General features: G+C 59.6%; 27 protein-coding genes. 11 read left to right on the top strand and 16 right to left on the bottom strand.

Going from position 1 to position 21090, the window contains the following annotated elements; all coding sequences use genetic code 11:
* Nucleotides 1-56 precede the first annotated feature (56 nt).
* Nucleotides 57-260 (top strand): hypothetical protein, encoded by a 204-nt coding sequence (locus tag ACM6IV_RS10865; protein WP_414869959.1) that lies wholly within the window; start codon nt 57-59, stop codon nt 258-260.
* Between the two features lie 6 nt (nt 261-266).
* Here ACM6IV_RS10865 and ACM6IV_RS10860 read toward each other — a convergent pair whose 3' ends face one another.
* From ACM6IV_RS10860 to ACM6IV_RS10850, 3 genes are all read right to left on the bottom strand, one after another.
* The gene (locus ACM6IV_RS10860; protein ID WP_414869958.1) at nt 267-506 is read right to left on the bottom strand and encodes a DUF2789 family protein; all 240 of its coding nucleotides are present in this window, start codon (nt 504-506) and stop codon (nt 267-269) included.
* Between the two features lie 50 nt (nt 507-556).
* On the bottom strand, nt 557-769 hold the full coding sequence (locus ACM6IV_RS10855; protein ID WP_414870257.1) for a hypothetical protein: 213 nt from the start codon (nt 767-769) through the stop codon (nt 557-559).
* Between the two features lie 162 nt (nt 770-931).
* The gene (locus ACM6IV_RS10850) at nt 932-1255 is read right to left on the bottom strand and encodes a hypothetical protein (protein ID WP_414869957.1); all 324 of its coding nucleotides are present in this window, start codon (nt 1253-1255) and stop codon (nt 932-934) included.
* Here ACM6IV_RS10850 and ACM6IV_RS10845 point away from each other — a divergent pair.
* The 3 genes from ACM6IV_RS10845 (at nt 1250) to ACM6IV_RS10835 (ending at nt 3037) form a co-directional block, all read left to right on the top strand.
* On the top strand, nt 1250-1699 hold the full coding sequence (locus tag ACM6IV_RS10845) for a hypothetical protein (RefSeq protein WP_052178306.1): 450 nt from the start codon (nt 1250-1252) through the stop codon (nt 1697-1699). The two genes, ACM6IV_RS10850 and ACM6IV_RS10845, sit on opposite strands and share 6 nt — an antisense overlap.
* Nucleotides 1696-1893, top strand: coding sequence for a hypothetical protein (locus tag ACM6IV_RS10840; RefSeq protein WP_414869956.1), 198 nt, complete (start codon nt 1696-1698; stop codon nt 1891-1893). The genes ACM6IV_RS10845 and ACM6IV_RS10840 overlap by 4 nt, the downstream gene beginning before the upstream one ends.
* Nucleotides 1894-2020: 127 nt before the next feature.
* On the top strand, nt 2021-3037 hold the full coding sequence (locus ACM6IV_RS10835) for an ABC transporter substrate-binding protein (RefSeq protein ID WP_414869955.1): 1017 nt from the start codon (nt 2021-2023) through the stop codon (nt 3035-3037).
* 97 nt (nt 3038-3134) lie between these two features.
* Here ACM6IV_RS10835 and ACM6IV_RS10830 read toward each other — a convergent pair whose 3' ends face one another.
* Nucleotides 3135-5267, bottom strand: coding sequence for a TonB-dependent receptor (locus ACM6IV_RS10830; RefSeq protein WP_414869954.1), 2133 nt, complete (start codon nt 5265-5267; stop codon nt 3135-3137).
* A 92-nt stretch (nt 5268-5359) separates the two neighbouring features.
* The gene (locus tag ACM6IV_RS10825; protein WP_414869953.1) at nt 5360-5749 is read right to left on the bottom strand and encodes a DUF2946 domain-containing protein; all 390 of its coding nucleotides are present in this window, start codon (nt 5747-5749) and stop codon (nt 5360-5362) included.
* Nucleotides 5750-5843: 94 nt separating this feature from the next.
* On the opposite strand from ACM6IV_RS10825, the gene ACM6IV_RS10820 reads away from it, so the two are divergent.
* Nucleotides 5844-6284: a DUF3995 domain-containing protein gene (locus ACM6IV_RS10820; RefSeq protein ID WP_414869952.1), complete on the top strand. Its 441-nt coding sequence runs from the start codon at nt 5844-5846 to the stop codon at nt 6282-6284.
* Between the two features lie 159 nt (nt 6285-6443).
* Here the strand turns inward: ACM6IV_RS10820 and ACM6IV_RS10815 are convergent, their stop codons facing one another.
* From ACM6IV_RS10815 to ACM6IV_RS10785, 7 genes are all read right to left on the bottom strand, one after another.
* A complete protein-coding gene (locus ACM6IV_RS10815; RefSeq protein ID WP_414869951.1) occupies nt 6444-6806 on the bottom strand; it encodes a Na+/H+ antiporter subunit G in 363 nt (120 codons plus the stop codon).
* The gene (locus tag ACM6IV_RS10810) at nt 6803-7081 is read right to left on the bottom strand and encodes a K+/H+ antiporter subunit F (protein WP_123467805.1); all 279 of its coding nucleotides are present in this window, start codon (nt 7079-7081) and stop codon (nt 6803-6805) included. Before ACM6IV_RS10810 ends, ACM6IV_RS10815 begins: the two co-directional genes overlap by 4 nt.
* Complete coding sequence (locus tag ACM6IV_RS10805) at nt 7078-7566, bottom strand: Na+/H+ antiporter subunit E (protein WP_414869950.1); 489 nt, start codon at nt 7564-7566, stop codon at nt 7078-7080. Before ACM6IV_RS10805 ends, ACM6IV_RS10810 begins: the two co-directional genes overlap by 4 nt.
* On the bottom strand, nt 7563-9242 hold the full coding sequence (locus ACM6IV_RS10800; RefSeq protein WP_414869949.1) for a monovalent cation/H+ antiporter subunit D: 1680 nt from the start codon (nt 9240-9242) through the stop codon (nt 7563-7565). The genes ACM6IV_RS10805 and ACM6IV_RS10800 overlap by 4 nt, the downstream gene beginning before the upstream one ends.
* Nucleotides 9239-9583 carry a Na+/H+ antiporter subunit C gene (locus tag ACM6IV_RS10795; protein ID WP_008085854.1) on the bottom strand — a complete coding sequence of 115 codons (345 nt, stop codon included), beginning with the start codon at nt 9581-9583 and terminating at the stop codon, nt 9239-9241. Before ACM6IV_RS10795 ends, ACM6IV_RS10800 begins: the two co-directional genes overlap by 4 nt.
* Nucleotides 9583-12501 (bottom strand): monovalent cation/H+ antiporter subunit A, encoded by a 2919-nt coding sequence (locus ACM6IV_RS10790; RefSeq protein WP_414869948.1) that lies wholly within the window; start codon nt 12499-12501, stop codon nt 9583-9585. Before ACM6IV_RS10790 ends, ACM6IV_RS10795 begins: the two co-directional genes overlap by 1 nt.
* Before the next feature lie 239 nt (nt 12502-12740).
* A complete protein-coding gene (locus ACM6IV_RS10785; RefSeq protein ID WP_414869947.1) occupies nt 12741-13676 on the bottom strand; it encodes a DMT family transporter in 936 nt (311 codons plus the stop codon).
* An 85-nt stretch (nt 13677-13761) separates the two neighbouring features.
* Between ACM6IV_RS10785 and ACM6IV_RS10780 the strand changes: the two genes are divergently transcribed.
* Nucleotides 13762-14325, top strand: a complete 564-nt coding sequence (locus tag ACM6IV_RS10780; protein ID WP_414869946.1) for a helix-turn-helix domain-containing protein — start codon at nt 13762-13764, stop codon at nt 14323-14325.
* A complete protein-coding gene (locus ACM6IV_RS10775; protein ID WP_414869945.1) occupies nt 14326-15732 on the top strand; it encodes an FAD/NAD(P)-binding protein in 1407 nt (468 codons plus the stop codon). It begins immediately after the preceding gene.
* A 201-nt stretch (nt 15733-15933) separates the two neighbouring features.
* Here the strand turns inward: ACM6IV_RS10775 and ppnN are convergent, their stop codons facing one another.
* Entirely contained in the window at nt 15934-17307 is a 1374-nt protein-coding gene (gene ppnN / locus ACM6IV_RS10770; RefSeq protein WP_034152412.1) for a nucleotide 5'-monophosphate nucleosidase PpnN, read from the bottom strand.
* Between the two features lie 224 nt (nt 17308-17531).
* Here ppnN and ACM6IV_RS10765 point away from each other — a divergent pair, with 224 nt between their 5' ends.
* Complete coding sequence (locus ACM6IV_RS10765) at nt 17532-18059, top strand: DUF3087 family protein (protein ID WP_414869944.1); 528 nt, start codon at nt 17532-17534, stop codon at nt 18057-18059.
* Here the strand turns inward: ACM6IV_RS10765 and ACM6IV_RS10760 are convergent, their stop codons facing one another.
* Entirely contained in the window at nt 18060-18434 is a 375-nt protein-coding gene (locus tag ACM6IV_RS10760; RefSeq protein ID WP_150693549.1) for a DUF2784 domain-containing protein, read from the bottom strand. It abuts the gene before it with no gap.
* Between the two features lie 153 nt (nt 18435-18587).
* Here ACM6IV_RS10760 and ACM6IV_RS10755 point away from each other — a divergent pair, with 153 nt between their 5' ends.
* The 3 genes from ACM6IV_RS10755 to ACM6IV_RS10745 are packed head-to-tail and all read left to right on the top strand — an operon-like array spanning nt 18588 to nt 19797.
* Entirely contained in the window at nt 18588-19286 is a 699-nt protein-coding gene (locus tag ACM6IV_RS10755) for an AzlC family ABC transporter permease (protein WP_414869943.1), read from the top strand.
* Entirely contained in the window at nt 19283-19597 is a 315-nt protein-coding gene (locus tag ACM6IV_RS10750) for an AzlD domain-containing protein (RefSeq protein ID WP_414869942.1), read from the top strand. Before ACM6IV_RS10755 ends, ACM6IV_RS10750 begins: the two co-directional genes overlap by 4 nt.
* Nucleotides 19598-19650: 53 nt before the next feature.
* Nucleotides 19651-19797 carry a hypothetical protein gene (locus ACM6IV_RS10745; RefSeq protein ID WP_414869941.1) on the top strand — a complete coding sequence of 49 codons (147 nt, stop codon included), beginning with the start codon at nt 19651-19653 and terminating at the stop codon, nt 19795-19797.
* A gap of 47 nt (nt 19798-19844) precedes the next feature.
* On the opposite strand, the gene ACM6IV_RS10740 is transcribed toward ACM6IV_RS10745, so the two are convergent.
* Together ACM6IV_RS10740 and ACM6IV_RS10735 are read right to left on the bottom strand one after the other, a co-directional pair.
* Nucleotides 19845-20117, bottom strand: a complete 273-nt coding sequence (locus tag ACM6IV_RS10740; protein WP_414869940.1) for a hypothetical protein — start codon at nt 20115-20117, stop codon at nt 19845-19847.
* A gap of 282 nt (nt 20118-20399) precedes the next feature.
* Nucleotides 20400-21080 carry an SOS response-associated peptidase gene (locus tag ACM6IV_RS10735; protein ID WP_414869939.1) on the bottom strand — a complete coding sequence of 227 codons (681 nt, stop codon included), beginning with the start codon at nt 21078-21080 and terminating at the stop codon, nt 20400-20402.
* Nucleotides 21081-21090: the final 10 nt, after the last annotated feature.

The following is a 21090-nucleotide window of genomic DNA, read 5'->3' as shown; positions in this document are numbered from 1 at the left end:
GAGAAACCATTAATCTGGCGACTTAGTTAGGTTGCTAATTATTTCGGGAGGGCTGCATGCAGTGCAGAGTTGATGTTGCCGTGATGATCGGCAGTGGCGTGCCCGCCGGTTTGCGCGCAATGGGTCGCAGCGTTTGCTGGGTGGTGCTGCTCAATGGCGAGCGTCGCGGTACCGCGTTTGCCTGTCGCGACGAGGCCGAGGAGTGCAGGGCTGCGTGGCTCGAACAGTTGAACATCGAGTCCGGTGACAGCCTGCACTGATCAAGATTACTTGCCGCGGTGCAGGCGTACATTCAGTTCATCGACAATGACGGCTTCTTCGCCGTCCGCACGCAGCCACTCTTTGAGTAACTGTGCCTGTTGAGGCGTCCAGAAATCGGCATCGATGAGTTTGGTGTCCGGGTCCAGCGGATGTGCTTCCACGAAATCGTTGATCGACGCCTCGTCCGACGCCAGGCCCAACTGGGCAAAAAGGGTGGTCAAGTCAAGCTCGGTTGGCAGTTCCATCATCTACTCCTGGGTCGGCGCCGTTGCGGCTTTTTCGTTCACTACCCTTATCAGAGGCAGCCGCTGGCGTGGAGTTCGATTTTTGATTCAAGTGAGCGGGCAAGGGCGCACGCTTCGTTGTGGTCGCCGCGGAAACCTCTGACTCGCCCCGTGGATATCTCCTTGATGTGAAAGAAGGCGATGCCTGCTGGCACCACTTGAAAATGCGAGGTGCGGTGATTGTTAGAAGATGTCGGCAGGTTATCGAACCCGGCAACGTGCATTGCCAGAGGTGTGTTGATTCGCGCGTCAGCCGACGTGGCAAAATGAGTCAAAGTGCACATATGAAGTCCTTTTCATCAGTCGGCCGGGATTTTACGGCCGTTGCGGGTAGTCGTAATGAGCATCGCTGCTCTAGAATCGCCAGTACCTGTTGACGACAGGGCTTATCTAAAGCAATTTTTCGCCAGCGATATGTCGGAAAAGTGCTTTTTTTCGTGAGAATTTTCCCTAAAGTTCGTAGTCAGACTGCTCTTGCCAACGGTGAGGATTTTTCCTTCAAACTTTGGCGACATCGGAATGAGTTTCGCGAGTGACAATCCAGTAGTCTTAAAGACCTCGCGCTGAATCAGCACTCTGCTCGATTCGGGCTTTATTGATTTATTTGCAGTGACATCGGCCTGGCCGTTTTTTTGCCGTGCGCGTTTTCCGTGTGCGGTTTTTTCAGATGTGGGGATGTTTCTTTGGCAGTCAGTAATCTCGATATGCATGCTTTGTTCGTGTTGGGTGATTTGCGTGCAAAGCTGGTCAAGCTGTTTCAGTCGCGTTTTGTTTACATCACCGAGCAGAACGCCGAAGGCATTTACGTGGCCGAGATCGACACCGAAAGCGCCTTGGTGGTCGATGACAAACCGGGGCTCAAACTCAAGGTCGGCGATCATTTCAGTGCATCGGTGTTGCCCAGCCGCGAAGGCGGCAAGATGGATATCCGCTTTCGCGAAATCAAACTCACGGTTTATGGACTGGGCGATTACGCCTTTGTCGAGACCGCTGACGGGCACGCGATCCTGTTCAAGGAAGGCCATAGCGTGGTGACCGTGTTCGCCGCCCATCAGCAATTGCAGGAAGGCCTGACCAAGACCCTGAAAGCCGTCACCGCCAAGGCTGCGAAATGGCGCAAGGGTGAACTCGTGACGTTCAAGGCCAGCGAGTGAGTCGCGCGGATTTCCATGCGCAGAACCTCGACACTGCACGCGAGGAAGCGCTGCGTTTGTTCACCGCCAAGGCTGAACTGCAAGGTGCCTGGTTGAATTGGGTGGCCGCACAAATCTATCGGTTGCGACCTGCGGAATACGCCAGCATGGTCAGACGCGAGCTGCAAAGCCTGCAGGAAAAGTCTGATTCATAACCTCGTCCGCAGCATGACCCGGAAAAAGCAGGAACCTCGGCTACAGTCAGTTGACTGAGTATTCAGAGGCTTGCGGTCTTCTGCCAGGCCATCCTGCCATTGCTGTGAACAGCACGAGGTGCAATGCATGAACGGATTTCGACGGTTATTGGCCGCCAGCGTGGCCGCGCTCGGTTTGCTGACATCAGCGCCATCGGTGATGGCTGCCCAGGCGCCGATCCACTTTGCCGATCTGAACTGGGAAAGCGGCAGCCTGATTACCGATGTTTTGCGGGTGATCGTCGAGAAGGGCTACGGCTTGCCGACCGACACCTTGCCCGGCACCACCATCACCCTGGAAACCGCACTGGCCAACAATGACATTCAGGTCATTGGCGAGGAGTGGGCCGGGCGCAGTCCGGTGTGGGTCAAGGCCGAGGCCGAAGGCAAAGTCGTCAGCCTCGGCGATACGGTCAAAGGCGCTACCGAGGGCTGGTGGGTGCCGGAGTACGTGATCAAGGGCGACCCGGCCAAAGGCATCAAGCCGCTGGCGCCGGATCTGCGCAGCGTCAGTGATCTGAAAAAGTACAAGGACGTGTTCAAAGACCCGGAAAACCCGAGCAAAGGGCGCTTCCTCAACAGCCCCATCGGCTGGACATCGGAAGTGGTCAACAAGCAGAAGTTGACGGCCTATGGCCTGCAGGATGATTACACCAATTTCCGCAGTGGCTCCGGTGCGGCATTGGACGCTGAGATCAGTTCTTCAATTCGTCGCGGTAAACCGGTGCTGTTTTACTACTGGTCGCCGACGCCGTTACTCGGCAAGTTCAAACTGGTGCAACTTGAAGAGCCGCCGTTTGATGCCGAGGCATGGAAGACGCTGACGGATGCCGATAATCCCAATCCGAAACCGACCCGGTCGTTGGCGTCGAAGCTGTCGATTGGCGTGTCCACGCCGTTTCAGAAGCAGTATCCGCAGATTGCCGAGTTTTTCAGCAAAGTGGACTTTCCGATCGAGCCATTGAACAAGGCGTTGGCCGACATGAGCGAGAAACACACGGCGCCGCGTGAGGCGGCGGTGGCGTTCATGAAGGCGCATCCGGATGTGTGGCAGGCCTGGTTGCCGAAGGATGTGGCGGAGAAGGTTTCGGCGGATCTGAAATAGGGGTTGGCGGCTGCCCTCATCGCGGGCAAACCCGCTCCCACATTGGGTTTGTGAACGACACATATCCACTGTGGGAGCGGGCTTGCTCGCGAAGCTTTTAGAACTTGGTAGCCACCGCCAATTCAAAGGTGCGCGGTGTCCCCAGGTAATACGCCGGCGAAACATGCGCAAACTCGGCATACACCTCATTGGTCAGGTTGCGCACGCGACCGGTCACCGTGGTGTGCGAATCAACCTTGTAGCTAAGGAAGCTGCCGAACAATGTGTACGACGGCACGGTCATGGTGTTGGCCGTGTCCGCAAACACCGATGCCACATACCGCGCATCGACCCCACCTTGCCATTGCGGCGAAAAATCATACGTCAGCCACAGATTGCCAACCCGGTCTGGTACGTTGGTCGGCGTGTTGCCCTTGCGTGATACCACCACGCCAGCGGCATTCTTTTCAGTGAACTCGTCGTACTGCGCATCGACCCAGGCGAAGTTGCCTTCGGCCAACAGCTTGTCGGTGATCCGCAACGAACTGGCAATCTCTAACCCTTTTGATGTCTGCTCGCCGACCGGAATGCTGCCGGTCGGGTCCAGCGGGTCGGTCACGGCGAAGTCCTTTCGCTCAATGGTGTAGGCCGCAATGGTCGCCGCGCCGCGGCCGTTCAGGTAATCGAATTTGCTGCCAACCTCCCATTGCTTGCCGGTCGAAACGTCAAAGTCCTGTGTGCCGTTCGGTTGCTCGGCGGCGGTGCTGTATTGCACGTAGACGTTGGCGGAGGGCATGAATTGCCAGGTCAAACCAACGCGACCAGTCACAGGCTCCCAACTTCGCTTCAAGTGTTTGGGGTTGGCAGCGGTCACGGTGCGATGGTTGGTCACATCGAGGTCAATGTCGTCATAACGAAGACCGGTGAGCAGCGACAATTTGTCTGTCAGTGCCAGACGGTTTTCCGCGAACAGTGCTTTGGTGGTGACTTCGTTGGTTTTGTCGCTGATCAACTTCGGATTGGTGCCGGGAATATCGTAGAAATGCCCCGGACGATAGCTGTTCGGATCCACCGTGCTCGCTCCTTTGACGTTCAGCGGCGAGTTGGTGGTCTGGTTGACCTTGTATTCGAAGCCCCCCGACCACGTCGTGTCGAGACCGAAAAGCGTGTTGTCATGGCGCAGTTCGAACTGGTTGCCGTTCTGCTCGCCCTGATGACGCACCTGATAGGCAGTCGAACGATTCACCGCCGTGTTGTCGGCGTTGTACTGGTAGGTTTCCAGATTGCGGTAATCGCGCTGGCTGTCGAGGTGATACAGCGTGTTGTGCAGGCTGGTGCTGTCGTTGATCCGGTAGTCGATGATCGAGCGTACCCAGATCGTCCGTTGCTCGTAACGACCGTCCTCGACGTTGTAGTTGTTGAAGCGGTTGTGTTTATCGATCTTCAACTCGCCGGCTTTGGGATTGAGCACGGGCGTGCCCCAGTACGGACTGTCTTCGTGTTCGTCCTGATATTCCAGGGCCAACGTGTGCGACAGATCGGACGTGAGATCGCTGAGCAGGGAGAACGCCACGCTCCAGGCATCGCGCTCCTGGCGGTCGATGTAGCCGTTGCTGGTGTTGTGGCTGACGTCGAGTCTTGTGTAATGCTGAACATCGGCGCTTGGCTCGGTCAGGGCATGGTTGAGGCCGAATGCGGTTTCAGTGGTGTCGTAGGTGCCGTAGCTGACCCGGCCTTCTACCGCTTGTTCATCGCGGGTGGCCAGTCTGGTCACGTAGTTCAGTGAGCCGCCCACTGAGCCTGCGCCATTGATCAGCGATGACGGGCCGCCGACCAGTTCCACACGATCGTAGATCCAGGAGTCGACCGGCCGTGCGAGGCCGCCGGAAACGTTGATGCCATTGAACATCTGGGTGATCTGGCTACTGGTGAAACCACGATAGGACACGAAGCCGCCAAACCCCGGCGGTGCGCTGGCATTGACCCCGGGCAGGGTGTTGGCGGCGTCCTGGAAGTTTTGCGCACCGTGGCGCTCGATGTCGTTGCGATTGGCGATGGCTACCGAAGCAGGCGTATCGCGCACGCTCAGTCCCAGACGCGAGGCCATGCCGCTGGATTGCTCGAGGCTCAGGCCCGGCTCCGCGCCGGACTCGCCATCGATGGTAATCGGCGCCAAATCCACGGTGGATTGCGCCCAGACGTTAACGGACAGGCAGCCGCACAGGCTCGCCAGTAGAGTGAGTTGTTTCATCGTTGAATCCTGAATGCTTGTCTAGGCGTCAGCGCACAAACGAACGCGACGCGTTGGCGCAGTGGGCTGACGAATCAAAAAGGCAGAGACACTCAGGCGAGCGGTGGGGCGCGAGGGTTGGCCGGAGGCCAGGTGAAGCGGGCAGGTAGGTCGGCGCTGACGATGGGCGCCAGTGGTGGGCTGTGTTGTTCCGGCAGGATCGCCAGAGTCAGGCTGGAGTTGAACGCCGGGCCCATGCCCCCGCCGACCGAGCACAGCGGGCAACCAAAAGCCTTGGACAGGGTGGGCAGTTGTTCTTCCGTAGGGTTGCTGGTGAGCGGTGCCTGAGTGGTCGGGTCGACCGTACAGAACTGGCCGCCGATACCGTTCAGCTGCATGCCGACCATTTGTCCGTGACCGATGCTGCAGGCGAACACGTTGAACAGGACGCAGCAATAGAGCATCCAGGCCAGCAGTGAGCGATCGGAACGGGAGCATTTCATGGGGCGGCACTTTAACGTACCGCTGATCGGTCGTGCACTTGAAAAAAATCCGACTAGGATGATTTGTTCAAATCCCTTTCCAAGGATTTCAACCATGACCTTTGTGTTGGCTCAATGGCTGGTGACAACGTTTGCGGTGATCGCCTTGATGCACGTCTATTGGGCGCTGGGTGGGCAGTGGGCGGCAGCGGTGGTAGTGCCGCAGGTGCCCGTGCGCGGTTTTGTCGCAACGGTGCGGCCGGCGTTCAAGCCGGCAGGCTGGCTTACGTTGATCGTGGCGGCGGCATTGCTGGTGATTGCTGCGTTGGTGTGTATGCGGGTTGGCTGGGGAGTGCCGGCGGTGACGCACAAGGCGTTGCAATGGGTGATCAGCGCGATTGCGCTGTTGATGTTTGCCCGGGCGATTGGTGATTCGAATCTGGTCGGGTTTTTCAAGGAAGTGAAGGATTCGCGGTTTGCGCGGCTGGATACCTGGGTGTATTCGCCGTTGTGTGCAGTGTTGGGGGCGGGGCTGTTGGCGGTGGCCTGGGTCTGAGATCAGAGCGGATTTTTGTGGTTGCTGAACTGGCCTCTTCGCGGGCAAGTCCGCTCCCACAGTGATTGTGGGTTTACACAAATTCCGCGGGCAACCCAAGTCCCTGTGGGAGCGGGCTTGCCCGCGAAGAGGCCCGCACCGACACCACAAAAATCTGACTTAGCTACCACTCTCTGTCCGGCGGCTACTGACCTCTGCCGGCACATCATCGCCAGCCATGCGCTTGCGGAACAGGGCCGCCCGCGCCAGCAGCAAGGTGGTCACCGGCACAGTGATCGCCAGCAGAATCGGAATCAGCCAGGCATGCACCACCGGCCCGGACTTCAGCGCCGAAAAGCCGATGATCGAGGCGAGCGCCACACACCACGCGCCCAGCGTCGAAGCAAGCGCCGGCGGGTGCATGCGCTGGAAGTAGTCCTTCATGCGTAATAACCCGATCGCGCCGATCAGTGTGAACAGACCGCTGAGTACCAGCAGGATCGCCACCATAATCTCGACCCACAGCGACAATTCAGCATTCATTCGATCACCTCGCCACGCAGCAGAAATTTCGCCAGGGCAAACGAGCCGACGAAGCCGAACAGCGCAATCAGCAGCGCCGCTTCGAAGTAAGTGTCACTGGAATAACGAATGCCCAGGGTCAGCATCATCAGCATGGCGATGATGTACAGGTAATCCAGCGCCAATACGCGATCCTGCGCCGAAGGGCCTTTGAACAAGCGCACCAGGGTCAGCACCATGGCCAGCGAGAACAGGAACAGCGTCAGCAGGATCGCGTTCGACAGTAATGGGCTCATTCGAAAATCTCCATCAGCGGCTGCTCGTAGGTGGTCTTGAAGTGCTCGATGAATTGCGCTTCGTCATCCAGATCCCAGACGTGCAACAACAGAATGCTGCGGTCCAGCGCCAGCTCTGACCACACTGTGCCGGGCACTACCGTGCAGATCATCGCCAGAGTCGCCAGGCCATGGGCATCGCGCAAGTCCAGCGGGACTTTGACAAAGCCCGAGCGCGGAGGGCGACGACCGGCGTTGAGCACGCCCCACGCGACGATCAGATTGGACATCACCACGTCACGGCCGACGAGCAGGAACAGGCGCAGAATGGTTCCCGGACGGCGAATGCGCACTTGTTTCGGGCGCAGCTTGCGCATCATCAATGGTGCAGCGAAACCCAGTATCACACCGAGCAGCAGATTGCCCGGACTGATCGACAGGTTCAGGGTCAGCCACAAGGCGCACAGCGCCAGCGACAACAATGGTGCAGGAAACACACGCTTCATGGCTGCACCTCCAGCATCGCCGATTTGGCTTCCGGGCTTGGCACGGCGCGGGTGCCGAGCACCGCCATCACGTATTGCTGTGGGTTGTTCAGCGCCTCGGCGGTGGCTTCGGTGTAGCGCAGCAGCGGCTCAGCCTTGAAGGTCAGGGCGATGCTCAGCCCGAGCAGCAGGAAGATCGGCGCGCATTCGAGTTTGCGCAGCAGTGGCGAAGGGCGCTCCTCCGGGGTCCAGAAACGCTGGATGCCGAGGCGCGAGAAGGCCATTAACGACGCCAGACCGGTGAGAATCAGCAGTGCCAGCAGCGCCCACGCAGCGTTGGATATCGGCGCGCCGGTGCCCAGGCCCAGCGGATTGAGCAGTGCGCCGATCAGGCTGAGCTTGCCGATGAATCCGGACAGCGGCGGCATGCCGATGATCAGCAGCGCGCAAGCAATGAAGCTCAGGCCGAGAAACGCCATGGTCCACGGAATCACCTGACCGACCACGGCTTTCTGCTCGTCATCGAGGTTGATGCCTTTGGGCGGTTGCAGGGATTCCTGCGGACGCGGCAGCAGTTCGCTTTCGTCCTCCAGCGGGATCTCGTTGGCCGAGCGCGAACGTTCGATCAACTCGGCCAGCAGGAACAGCGCACTCAACGCCAAAGTCGAGCTGACCAGATAGAACAGCGCCGCGCCGATCAGGTTCGGCTGCGCGAAACCGACGGCGGACAGCAGGATCCCGGCAGACACCAGAATGCTCAGACTTGCCATGCGCTCCAGTCGTTGCGCGGCGAGAATCGCCAAGGCCGCGCAGGCCATGGTCGCCATGCCCCCGTAGATCAGCCAGTCACCACCGAAGAATGCCGAGGCTCCGGCCTGCCCGGAAAACAGCAACGTCCACAGGCGCAACAATGTGTACACGCCGACCTTGGTCATGATCGCGAACATCGCCGCCACCGGCGCACTGGCCGAGGAATAGGCCGGCACCAGCCAGAAGTTCAGCGGCCACATCCCGGCCTTCGCCAGGAACGCTACCGCGAGAATGCCAGCTCCGGCGTGCAGCAAGCCACGGTCGGCTTCCGGTACCAGCGGAATCTTCAGCGCCAGATCGGCCATGTTCAGGGTGCCGGTGACACCGTAGATCAGTGCCGCGCCAATCAGGAACAGGGAGGACGCGAGCAGATTAATCGAGATGTAATGCAGTCCTGAGGACACCCGCGCCCGACCTGATCCATGCAACAGCAACCCATAAGACGCGGCGAGCAACACTTCGAAGAACACGAACAGGTTGAACAGGTCCGCCGTCAGGAATGCACCGTACAGGCCCATCAACTGAATCTGGAACAGCGCGTGGAAACTCGAGCCGGCGCCATCCCAACGGGCCATGGCAAACAGCAGCGCGCTGACGCCAATGATCCCGGTCAGCACCAGCATCAGCGCTGACAGGCGATCGACCACCAGCACGATACCGAACGGCGCCTGCCAGTTGCCCGGCAGGTAAACGCCGATGGAGCCGGGCACGCCCGTGGTTTGCGTCCATTGCAGCAACAGCACCGAAATGAACAGGCCGACGAGGCTGGAGAACAGGTTGATTTTCGCCTTCAGCGGTCGGTGCCGTTCGCCGAGCAGCAGCATGATGGCGGCGGTCAGCAGCGGCAGCAGAATCGGTGCGGCGATCAGATGAGTCATCGCCATCATTCCTTAGGCTCCCGGCCGTCAACGTGGTCGGTGCCGGTCAGGCCACGCGAGGCGAGCAGCACAACGAGGAACAGCGCAGTCATGGCGAAGCTGATGACGATCGCGGTCAGCACCAATGCCTGTGGCAGCGGGTCGGTGTAGTGCAGCAAGTCCTGGGTGACGCCGTCCTTGATCACCGGCTCCTTGCCGATGAACAGGCTGCCCATGCTGAAAATGAACAGGTTGACCGCATACGACAGCAGACACAGGCCCATGACCACCTGGAAAGTCCGTGGTCGCAGGATCAGCCAGACGCCGGACGCGGCGAGCACGCCGATGGCGATTGCGATGACTTCTTCCATCAGACGGCTCCTTTGCTGGCGACGGACTTGGGCAGCGATGCGGTCTTGTGACCTCGCACCGATTGGTGGGCGAGGGCGGTGAGGATCAACAGCGTCGAACCGACCACCACGCCGTACACGCCGATGTCGAAGAACAATGCGCTGGCGACATGGATGTCACCCAGCAGCGGCAAGCTGAAATGCCAGGTGTGCGTGGTCAGGAACGGATAACCGACGACCATGGCCCCCAGACCGGTGGCAGTGGCGAACAGTAATCCGGTGCCCATCCAGCGCAACGGCCGCAGGCTCATTTGCGCCTCGACCCACTGCGTACCGGCGACCATGTATTGCAGGATGAACGCCACCGACATCACCAGACCGGCGACGAAACCGCCACCCGGCTGGTTGTGCCCGCGCATGAACAGGTAGAACGACACCACCAGCGCAATCGGCAGCAACAGACGCACCAGCACAGCCGGTACCATCATGAAGCCGAGCGCGGTGTCGCTGGCCGAACGCGGGTTGACCAGATCGGTGACCACGTCCGGCGCCAGCAAGCGTTGCTGGGCTGGCAACTGCAGGCTTTCTTTCGGTGGGCGGAAGCGGCGCAGCAGGGCAAATACGGTCAGTGCCACGGCGACCAGCACGGTGATTTCGCCAAGGGTGTCGAAGCCGCGGAAGTCGACCAGCATCACATTGACCACGTTGCTGCCGCCGCCTTCAGGCATGGCCCGGCTGAGGTAGAACGAGGAAATGTCATTCGGCGTCTGCCGCGTCAGCATCGCGTATGACAGCAGCGCCATACCGCCGCCAACGGCAATCGACAGCAGCAAGTCGCGCAGACGGCGGATACGCGCCTTGCGCAGGCTGTTTGGCAGAGGAGAGACTTCTTCGATGCGTCGCGGCAGCCAGCGCAGGCCGAGCAGGATTAGCACAGTGGTGACCACTTCGACCGCCAGTTGCGTCAGGGCCAGATCCGGCGCGGAGAACCAGACAAAGGTCACGCAGGTCATCAACCCGCAGACGCTGACCATGGTCAGCGCGGCGAGACGATGATACTTGGCCTGCCACGCGGCGCCGAGGGCGCAGGCGATGGCCAGCAGCCACAGGGTCACGAAGACGATCGAGCCGGGAATCTTCGGCCGGTCGCCCCAGCTCAGGCTGCTGTGCAACATCGGGATCAGGCCAGCAAGCACGGCCGCCAACACCATCAGGAACAATTGCATTTGCAGACGCTTGGTGCCGAGGCGACGTTCCACGCGCCGGGCCATGCGCATCATCACCACCAGGCTGCGCTCGAACAGGCGCTTGCCGTTGAAGCGGCCTACCAGTGGCGGGTATTTGAAACGTCCGCGCTTGAACTGATTACGCAGCAGCAGATAGACGATGATCCCGCCGGACATGGCAATCAGGCTCATGATCATCGGCGCGTTCAGGCCGTGCCAGATCGCCAGGCTGTACTCCGGCAATTCACCGCCGACCACAGGCAGTGCCGCTGCCGCGAGCAATGGACCGACGATCTGCGCCGGGAAAATCCCCACCAGCAAGCAAGTGAATACCAGCAGTTCCACCGGCGCGCGCATCCAGCGCGGCGGCTCGTGCGGGGTGTGTGGCAGGTCGGTGGCCGTTGGGCCGAAGAACACGTCGACGGTGAAACGCAGCGAGTAAGCAACGCTGAATGTGCCGGCGATGGTCGCGACAATCGGCAACGCCGCTTCGACCCACGCCGTGGCATTGATGAACACGGTTTCGGCGAAGAACATCTCTTTCGACAGGAAGCCGTTGAGCAATGGCACACCCGCCATCGAGGCGCTGGCAACCATGGCCAGTGTCGCGGTGAATGGAATCAGTTTGATCAGACCGCTGAGTTTGCGGATGTCACGGGTGCCGCTTTCATGGTCGATGATGCCCGCGGCCATGAACAGCGAAGCCTTGAACGTTGCGTGGTTGAGGATGTGAAACACCGCCGCCACTGCCGCCAGAGGACTGTTCAGGCCCAGCAACAGGGTGATCAGGCCGAGGTGGCTGATGGTCGAGTAAGCCAGCAGGCCCTTGAGATCGTTCTGGAACATCGCGCAATAAGCGCCGAGCAACAGCGTACACGCGCCGGCCCCGCTGACGATGTAGAACCATTCTTCGCTGCCGGACAGCGACGGCCACAGACGCGCAAGCAGGAACACCCCGGCCTTGACCATGGTCGCCGAGTGCAGATAAGCCGAAACCGGTGTCGGCGCTGCCATCGCGTGGGGCAGCCAGAAATGGAAAGGAAACTGCGCACTTTTGCTGAGTGCGCCAATAAGAATGAGGGGTAACAGGATAGGGTAGAGAGCGTGTGCACGAATCATGTCGCCGGCGGCCAGGACCTTGTCGAGGTCATAGCTGCCGACGACATGGCCGAGAATCATGACCCCCGCCAGCAGGCATAACCCGCCGGCACCGGTGACCATCAACGCCATGTACGCACCGCGACGGGCGTCCGCGCGGTGGTGCCAATAGCCGATCAGCAGGAATGAGAAGAGACTGGTCAACTCCCAGAAAAACACGATCTGGATCAGGTTGCCGGAGATCACCAGGCCGAGCATGGCGCCCATGAACGCCAGGAAAAACGCGAAGAAGCGCGGCACCGGATCGTCCGGCGACATGTAATATCGGGCATATAAAGAAACGAGCGTGCCGATGCCGAGCACCAGCATCGAGAACAACCAGGCGAAACCATCCATGCGCAGGACGAAGTTCAAACCAAGGCTGGGCAGCCACATGAATTCTTCGTGGATCACGCCACCGTGGGCAATCTGCGGGTACAACATCGCGACCTGGACGGTGCCGATCAGAGCGACCAGACCTGCCAACAGGGATTCGGTATTACGTGCGTTGTGTGGCAGCACCGCTGCCAGACAGCTGCCAATGAATGGCAGAAGCAGTAGAACTATCAGGGACATAGGCTTCTAATCTGCGGAAGTTTGTGAAGCATCATACGTGCCAGCTCCCTGATCACCAAACGCGAGGATGTCTCAGAATCCTACAAAGTAGTCTGGAATTAACTGTTTGGCATTGTTTCAGGGGGAGGCGGGTCGTTGGTGAGGGCGCCTTCGCGAGCAGGCTCGCTCCCACATTTGAAATTCATTCCCCTGTGGGAGCGAGCCTGCTCGCGATAGCAATTAATCAGACGCTGAAACTCTCAGCCTTGAATTTCTTGTTCCATCTCAGTCTCTGCTTCAGCAGCCTTACCCTTGGTCTTCAACTCACTGACAATCACCGCCGCCACAATCAAACCGGCCCCCACCAGCGCAATCGCCGGCAACCGCTCCCCGGCCATCCGCCCGACAATCCCGGCCCACACCGGCTCCCCGGCATAGATCAACGTGGCTCGAGTCGGCGAAACACTCTTCTGCGCCCAGTTCATCGCCACCTGAATCGCCGCACTCGCCGCGCCGAGGCCCAAAGCCGTAGACAGCAGCAGCCACGAAAAGTCCGGAATCGTTTCGCCGGTCGGCACGACCATCAGAAAGGACAGCACCGACGTCGTCGCCAGTTGCACCACAGTCACCCGGCGTACATCAACCTGGCCGGCATAGGTGCTGATCAGAATGATCTCGGCGGCAATGGCGATGGCGCTGATCAGGGTAGCGATTTCACCGGGGCTGAAATTCAGCGAAGCACCGGACGGCCCCGACAACAACATCAAACCGGTAAACGCCAGCATGATGCCAATGCTCGGCATCAGCCCCGGCCGTCGCCCCAGCACCAGCCATTGCAGCAGCGGCACAAAGGGTACGTAGAGTGCGGTAATGAACGCTGACTGACTGCTTGGAATGGTTTGTAGCCCGACCGTCTGCAAACCGTAACCGAGCATGATCGCCACGCCGATGAAGGCGCCGGCCTTGAGTTCGAACAGGGTCAGTTCGCGCAGGTGGCGCCAGGAGAACAGAGCGACAATGGCGGCTGCCGCAGCGAATCGCAGACCGACGAAAAACATCGGGCCGCTGACGGTCATCGCGTGCTGTACCAGCAGGAAGGTGCCGCCCCAGACCATGGTGATCAGCACCAGCACGCACTCGGCTTTGCTGAAGCGGGAGAAACGAAGGGAGGTATCGGGGCGATTCACTGGCGTCATTTCCTTGCACGCTGGAGAAAGAGCGACGCACAATGCGCCAAACGTTGCGCAGTATACTGCCCAACCCCATCGAGTGAGCAATATAGTGCACAAAGATTCCAGCCAACGAGCCTCCGTCCTGCAACACGTCAGCCATAACGTCCGGCGCCTGCGCCACGCTGCTGACATGAGTCAGACTGCGCTGGCGGAAAAGTCCGGCGTCAGCCGGCGGATGCTGGTGGCCATCGAGGCGGGCGAAAAGAACGTGAGCCTGACGACCCTCGACCGCGTTGCCGAAGCGCTCGATGTCGCTTTCAGCGATCTGATCCAGGCGCCTGACGCTCGTGACCCGAGTCGTATCAATGAAGTGGCATGGGCCGGAACTATCCCAGGCAGCAAAGCGGTATTGCTGTCCAAAGCGACTGCCACCCGCGAAGTCGAGCAGTGGGAATGGTGCCTGCAACCCGGTGAGGTCTATCCCTCGCAACCGGATGCCGATGGCTGGAGCGAGCAGATCTTCGTGTTCGAAGGCTGCCTGACATTAATGCTTGGCGAGCAACCGCAGCACATCAGCGCGGGCGAGTTTTTCATGTTTGCCAGCAATCAGCCGCATGCCTATCGCAATGATGGGGATGTGGCGACGCGGTTTGTGCGTAACGTGGTGATTTGAATGAGTCAGAGCGCAGACATCCTGATCATCGGCGGCGGCCTCAGCGGCACGATGCTGGCCGTGCAATTGTTGCGACTGCCCGGCCAGCGCCAGATCCTGATCATTGAACCGCGCGCCGAACTCGGTCGCGGCGAAGCCTATAGCGCGGTTGAATTGGGCCATACGCTCAATGGCAACGCCGCGCGGATGAGCGTTGATCCGGATAACCCGGATGATCTGACGCATTGGCTGACCGAGCATATTGCCGCCGGTGGCTGGCCGGAGTCGGCTGAGCAAGATGTGCCTGTCAGTGAGTTGTTCCCGCCGCGTGGGTTGTTCGGCGTTTATGTGCAACAACGGTTAGCCGAAGCCCGCCGTGTCGGTGCGCAACGTGGCTCGAGCGTCGAGCATATCCGCGCAGAAGCCGTCGACCTGCAAACCGATGCCGATTCAGTGCAGCTCACCCTTAGCGATGGCCAGCACTTGAGGGGCGCATACGCGGTGCTCGCTACCGGCATGTTCCCCGCCGCCCGCACGCCGCAGAAAGACTCCAGTGGCCTCAATGCCGCCGCGCTTGACCCTTGGGATGTCGCGGCCATGCGCCAACTCGATCCGCAATCGACCGTGTTGATCATCGGCTCCGGCCTGACCATGGTGGATGCCGTTGTGTCGCTGGATAAGGCCGGGCACCGCGGGCCGATCGAAGTGTTTTCCCGTCACGGTTTGCTGCCCCATGTGCGTCGACAACCGCCGGTCTGGGTGGATTTCCTCGCTGAAGATCACGGCATCCGTTCGCCACGCCAGTTGTTGCGCGAACTGCGTCGACATTGCCGTGACGCCATCGCTCAGGGCATCGACTGGCAGGCGCCGCTGGACACGGTGCGCGCGCATATCGGGCGACTGTGGAGTCAGGCGACTGACGTTGAGCGTCGACAATTCGTACGCCATGTGCGGCCGTGGTGGGAAAGCCATCATCATCGTTCGCCGCCGCTGAGTGCCCAATTGGTCGAGCGGCTGCAGGGCGAAGGGCGGTTGCGGATTCAGGCAGCGTCGTTCAAAGGGTTAGAGCCTGGCGCGGAGGGCGGCGTGAGCATTCGCATTCGTCGCCGTGGTGAAGCTGAAACCTGCTTAGTTCATGGCGCAGCGCTGATTAATTCCAGCGGCATTGAATATGACTGGCGTCGGGTCGCGCGGCCATTGCCGCAGCAGTTGTTGGCGCGCGGACTGGTGCGGTCGGGGCCGTTGGCGTTGGGGATCGCGGCTGCGATTGATGGTGCGGTGCTGAACGAACACGGGCAGGTAGCGAACCGGCTGTTCGCCATGGGCCCGCCGTTGCGCGGGATGTGGTGGGAGAGCACGGCGGTGACGGATGTGGCGTTGCAGGCCAAGGCGTTGGCGCTGCGGTTGGCGGGCAGGTCAGAAAGTTGAGGTGTGCTTGGTGGCCTATTCGCGAGCAGGCTCGCTCCCACAGGGGGGGGGCAGGTTATAAACGCCATTTGTGCCACAGCACAGAACCTGTAGGAGTGAGCCTGCTCGCGATAGCGGTGGTTCAGTCACAATAAATGGTGACTGATATGCCGCTATCGCGAGCAGGCTCACTCCTACAGGGGCAGGTGGTGGCTGAAAAAGTTACGCCACCACCCGATAACACGGCACATACGCCGCGCCACCTGGCAGTTTCATCCGGTGCTGGGCGACGAAGGCTTTGAGCAGGGCATCGAGCGGCTGCATGATCGCCGCGTCACCACGGATCTGGTACGGCCCGTGTTCTTCGATCAGGCGAATGCCCTTGTCCTTGACGTTGCCGGCGACAATACCGGAGAACGCCCGGCGCAGGTTGGCTGCGAGTTCGTGCGGTGGCTGGTCTCGGTGCAGTTTCAGGTTGGCCATGTTTTCGTGGGTCGGATCGAACGGGCGCTGGAAGCCCTCGTCAATCTTCAGCAGCCAGTTGAAGTGGAACGCATCGTTGCGTTCGCGGCGGAACTGCTTCACTGCTTTCAGGCCTTGGGTCATCTGCCGCGCCACTTCGGCCGGGTCGTCGATGATGATTTCGTAGTGCTGTTTCGCGGCTTCACCGAGCGTCGCGGTGACGAACGCGTCGAGTTGTTCCAGATACGGCGCGGCATGTTTCGGCCCAGTGAGGATCACCGGGAACGGCAGCCCCTTGTTGTCCGGGTGCATCAGTATGCCCAACAGATAGAGAAACTCTTCAGCGGTACCGGCGCCGCCCGGGAAGATGATGATGCCGTGGCCAACACGGACGAACGCTTCCAGACGTTTTTCGATGTCCGGCAGGATCACCAGTTCGTTGACGATCGGGTTCGGCGCTTCGGCGGCAATGATGCCCGGCTCGGTCAGACCGAGGTAACGTCCGCCATGGATACGTTGTTTGGCGTGAGCAATGGTGGCGCCTTTCATCGGGCCTTTCATCACACCGGGGCCGCAGCCGGTGCAGATGTCGAGGCTGCGCAGACCCAGTTCGTGGCCGACTTTCTTGGTGTATTTGTATTCTTCGGTGTTGATCGAGTGACCGCCCCAGCACACGACGATCTTGGGCTCGACGCCCGGGCGCAAAGTGCGGGCGTTGCGCAGCAGGTGGAAGACGTAGTCACTGATGCCTTGTGAGGTGCTCAGGTCGATGCGCTGGCTGTCGAGTTCGTTTTCGGTGTAGACGATGTCGCGCAGGGCGCTGAAGAGCATTTCCCGGGTGCTGGCAATCATCTCGCCATCGACGAACGCGTCGGCCGGCGCGTTCAGCAGTTCCAGGCGTACGCCGCGATCTTGTTGGTGAATACGGATTTCGAAGTCCTTGTAGGCTTCGAGGATGGTCTTGGCGTTATCGACATGGGCGCCGGTATTGAGGATGGCCAGGGCGCACTGGCGGAAGAGGGTGTAGGTGCTGCCGGATCCGGCTTCGCTCAGTTGCTGAACTTCACGTTGAGAAAGGGTTTCCAGGCTGCCTTTCGGGCTGACCGAGGCATTGATTACGTGTCGTTGGGTCATGCAATGATCCTTAAAACGATGTCATCCCAAAACCAGGCGGATGGCATCTGAATAGTGTGTATCCATGAATGAAGATGGCACGATCTGCGCTGTACCGCCATGTCCCCGTTGGACGTTGAAAAGATGAAAAGGAGCCCCAGCATAGCTAAATCCGCGGTAGAGGCGATAATGCGCCGGCCGGTTTTTTCAGTTACCCCTCTTGTCGCTCAAGGAAGTCATTTGTGATGTTCGAGATTCAGCCGATGGACGCCGCCACCTTTCGCCAGCAGACCCGCCGCAGCACGATCATCATCGCCGTGCTGTTCCTGGTGCTGGCGATGTTGTTTTCCAGCGTGGCGGTGGCGCTGTTCGGCGAGCCTGGTGGCGATAACCTGCGCTTCAACGTCGGCGGCGTGTTTCTGGCGTTTCTGCTGACCGCAGCTTTACTGCGCGGGCGCTTCTGGCATCAGAGCTGGATGGCGCCAGCGGTGTACAGCTGGCGGCTCAAGCGCAGCCTGATGAGTATCACCAATGTGATGCATCAGGTAATGGCGGCGGTGGAGCAGAACGATCCGGCGGCAATGAAGGTGCTGCGTTTCTACCACTTGGGGTTGACGCAGATGCACGAACTGGACGGCAACTCCAGCGATCACGGGCAATTGTGGCGGGAAGCCGAGGCGCACAAAGAGCGGATGCAGGCGCTGGGGCTCGATACCGAGCAGACACGCCTGGATCCGGCATGGCTTGAAAACTTGAAGCCGGTGTCCCGCTGATTACACGGCTCGACGCAGCTTCCACGAGCGAATCAAACGGCCATACACCAGCAGGTTGACCGCCAGCACCACGCTGCCGAGCGCCAGTTGAATCTGCGGAGTGAGCCCGGCCGGGTAGATGATCGGCCAGATGTAGTGCTCGATGAAGCCGCCGGCGTATTCGGTCTGTCCGGCGGCGTGGCGCATGAGGTTTTCCCAGTAGGTCAGCGGGCAGGTCAGATGCAGCACTTCGACCGCCACGCCCCAGGCGGCAGCCGGCAAATGCAGCCACATCACCCGTGGCCATTTGAGGACCAGCAGCCCGCCAAACAGCACGAACAGAATGAAGGACAAATGAAACAGCACCAGCCCGTCGGCTGCGATTCGGTACAGCATGTCGTCTCCCTGACGCGATTGTGAATGGCTCACATGGTACGCCCATGGCTGCCCTCAGTCGGCGCGATTTAGTGCAATTGCGCAAGATTGTTCAAGCCGGATAAGGGCATTTGCTGGCAGAGTCTGTTGCTGTTTCCACTGTTGAAGAGCGATATGTCTGACTCACTCATGCCGCGCAGTGCGTTCCTTCGCGGCGCTGCGGCGATCATGCCGTTATCTCTGGCCACCGCGCCGTGGGGGCTGCTCGCCGGCTCCATGGCGATCGAAGCCAACCTCACACCGCTGCAAGGCCAGGGACTGTCGAGCATCGTGTTTGCTGGTGCCGCGCAACTGGTGGCGATCGGTATGCTCAAGGGCGGCGCAGGGATTTTCTCGATTCTGTTGACCACGCTGCTGCTGACTTCCCAACACTTGCTGTATGGCATGAGCCTGCGTTCGGTGATTTCGCCGCTGCCGGGGCGTTGGCGCATGGGCCTGGGTTTTTTGCTCACCGATGAGTTGTTCGCGTTGACCAGTCAGCATGACCGTCAGCAGTTCAACCGCTGGTATGCGCTGGGCGTCGGCCTGACGTTTTATGTCGCGTGGAACCTGTTCACCCTCGCCGGCATTGTCCTTGGCAGCAGTATTCCGGGGCTTGAGCACCTGGGGCTGGACTTTTCGATTGCCGCCACCTTCATCGCCCTGATTACACCAGTGGTGCGTAACGTGCCGACGGTAGTTTGTGTGGCGGTGTCGCTGTTTTGCTCGGTGTTGTTCAGTTACTGGCAATGGGGCTCGGCACTGGTGTTGTCGGGGCTGGCCGGAATGACTGCCGGGTTTATCTGCAACAAGTTTTATCGGGAGCGCACATGATGATTTGGGCGGTGATTTTCGGCATGGGGATTCTGGTGTTTCTCAATCGCTACGTGTTTCTCGAGCCGCGACTACCGGTGCGCTTGAGCAGCAACGCGCGGCAGTTTCTCGGTTTTGCAGTACCGGGGATGCTCACGGCCATTTGCGGGCCGATTGTCTTCCTGCCTGAAAAACAGCTGAATCTGCAGTGGGATAATCCCTATTTGCTTAGTTCGCTGGTGGCGATCGCACTGGTGATCTACACGCGCAGCACGTTGCTTAGCATGGTGTTGAGCATGGCGTTCTTCTTTTTGTTGCGCTGGTGGTTGTAAGTAGCCTGTTCTACGCTTCAGGGATGAAGAGGTGGTGATAACGGGAGGTGCGCATGGCGACTGAGCAAAAGCATCCAGAGACGGATGAGGAAGAGACTGATGAGCCAACGCAAGAAGAAATAGAACGGGAGAAACACAAGGAGCAGACCTGGAAGCACGATGATGGCAGAGAGCTTTCGGATCCTGACCGTAAATTTTGAGCGATTTCTACGAAAGAGCCCCGCACAGGCGGGGCTTTTTTATGGTTTCAGAGATCGTCCAACTGCGTGAAGTCGGGGTGTGAGGCCCGGTATCCCAAGGTTCGGTCGATCCACGCATTCAGCTCGTTGACCATCACCGGTGGGTGGCCGGGATACGCCTCGAGGGTGGTGCGCAGGATGCGTTCGATCTCCGGAACGTCACGCAGGTTTCGGGTCTTGATGTAGTGGCCGATAAAACAGTCGAGTTCAAAGCGTTCTGTCATGGACAGATAAATACACTCCAGGCCGCTGACCTGTTTGATTGCAAAATCGTCGCGCAACTTATTTCTCTGCAAGGCTTGTAGATGTTGTAGGGGATTCCTGGCTTATTGACTCTTTGGTCAATTGGTATACCAATCGGAGAGGCGGCGCGCATGCTATCCGTAGTCCATCTAAATGTATGTATGACGGTTGAAATGTCAGACAGGCGGTTTGTTCAATCGAACGTGTGTTTCAAAAGTCCTGTCTCAGAGATGAAACAGTTGTTGTAACGAAAGTGCGTCACCTGTAGGGGTAGCCTTCGGCAACTCCTGCATTGATTAACGCGCGACAGCGGTAAATGTTTACGTCTGCTCAATAATCAAACTGGCGCCCTGATTGCGGGTGTTACCAACAGCTTTGCCGACTTTGTACCATTCGAACACGTCGCTGCCTTCACCTTCGAACAGCAACATTTGCTCGGCGCGCTCAACTGGCGTCGCCGGGTCGAGCCATTCGTTCACCAACTCTGCGCTGAACACTACCGGTCGGCGATCATGGATATCGAGCATGCCGCCGACGGCATCGGCGGTGATGATCACGAAACCATCATCGTCTCGTGCCGCCGTTTCGGCTGTCGGAAATTGTCCGATGGCAGCGCAGAAAACCGTTCCCTGATCCGCACGACGAATCAACCAGGGTTGTCGGGTTTTGTCTTCGCTATCGACCCATTCAAACCAGTTGTCCACGGGCACAATCAAGCGATGTCGCCAGATCGCCCGGAAGAATGGGCCATGGGCGACTTTCTCGACCCGGGCATTGATGGGCGCGGCGCGATCCTTGGCCCAATGCGGACGCCAGCCCCAGCGCAGATTGTCGGCATGCAGGTGCTGCCCTTGTAGCTGCAGGACAGCCAGCGCGGTGGTCGGTGCCGCGTTGTAGCGATTGAGCGGCGCATCGCCGACGTGATTGATCAACGCATCGGGAATGCTCAGCACCGCGACGAAGTCATGAATGCCCCGGTACTGCGAGAGTCTTCCGCACATGGCTGAATCT

Origin of the sequence: Pseudomonas sp. IT-347P (assembly GCF_949768005.1) — a bacterium.
In the GTDB taxonomy this organism is placed as follows: Bacteria; Pseudomonadota; Gammaproteobacteria; order Pseudomonadales; family Pseudomonadaceae; genus Aquipseudomonas.
Note: the sequence above shows the minus strand (reverse complement) of the source record. Positions and strands in the feature narration are given on the sequence as shown.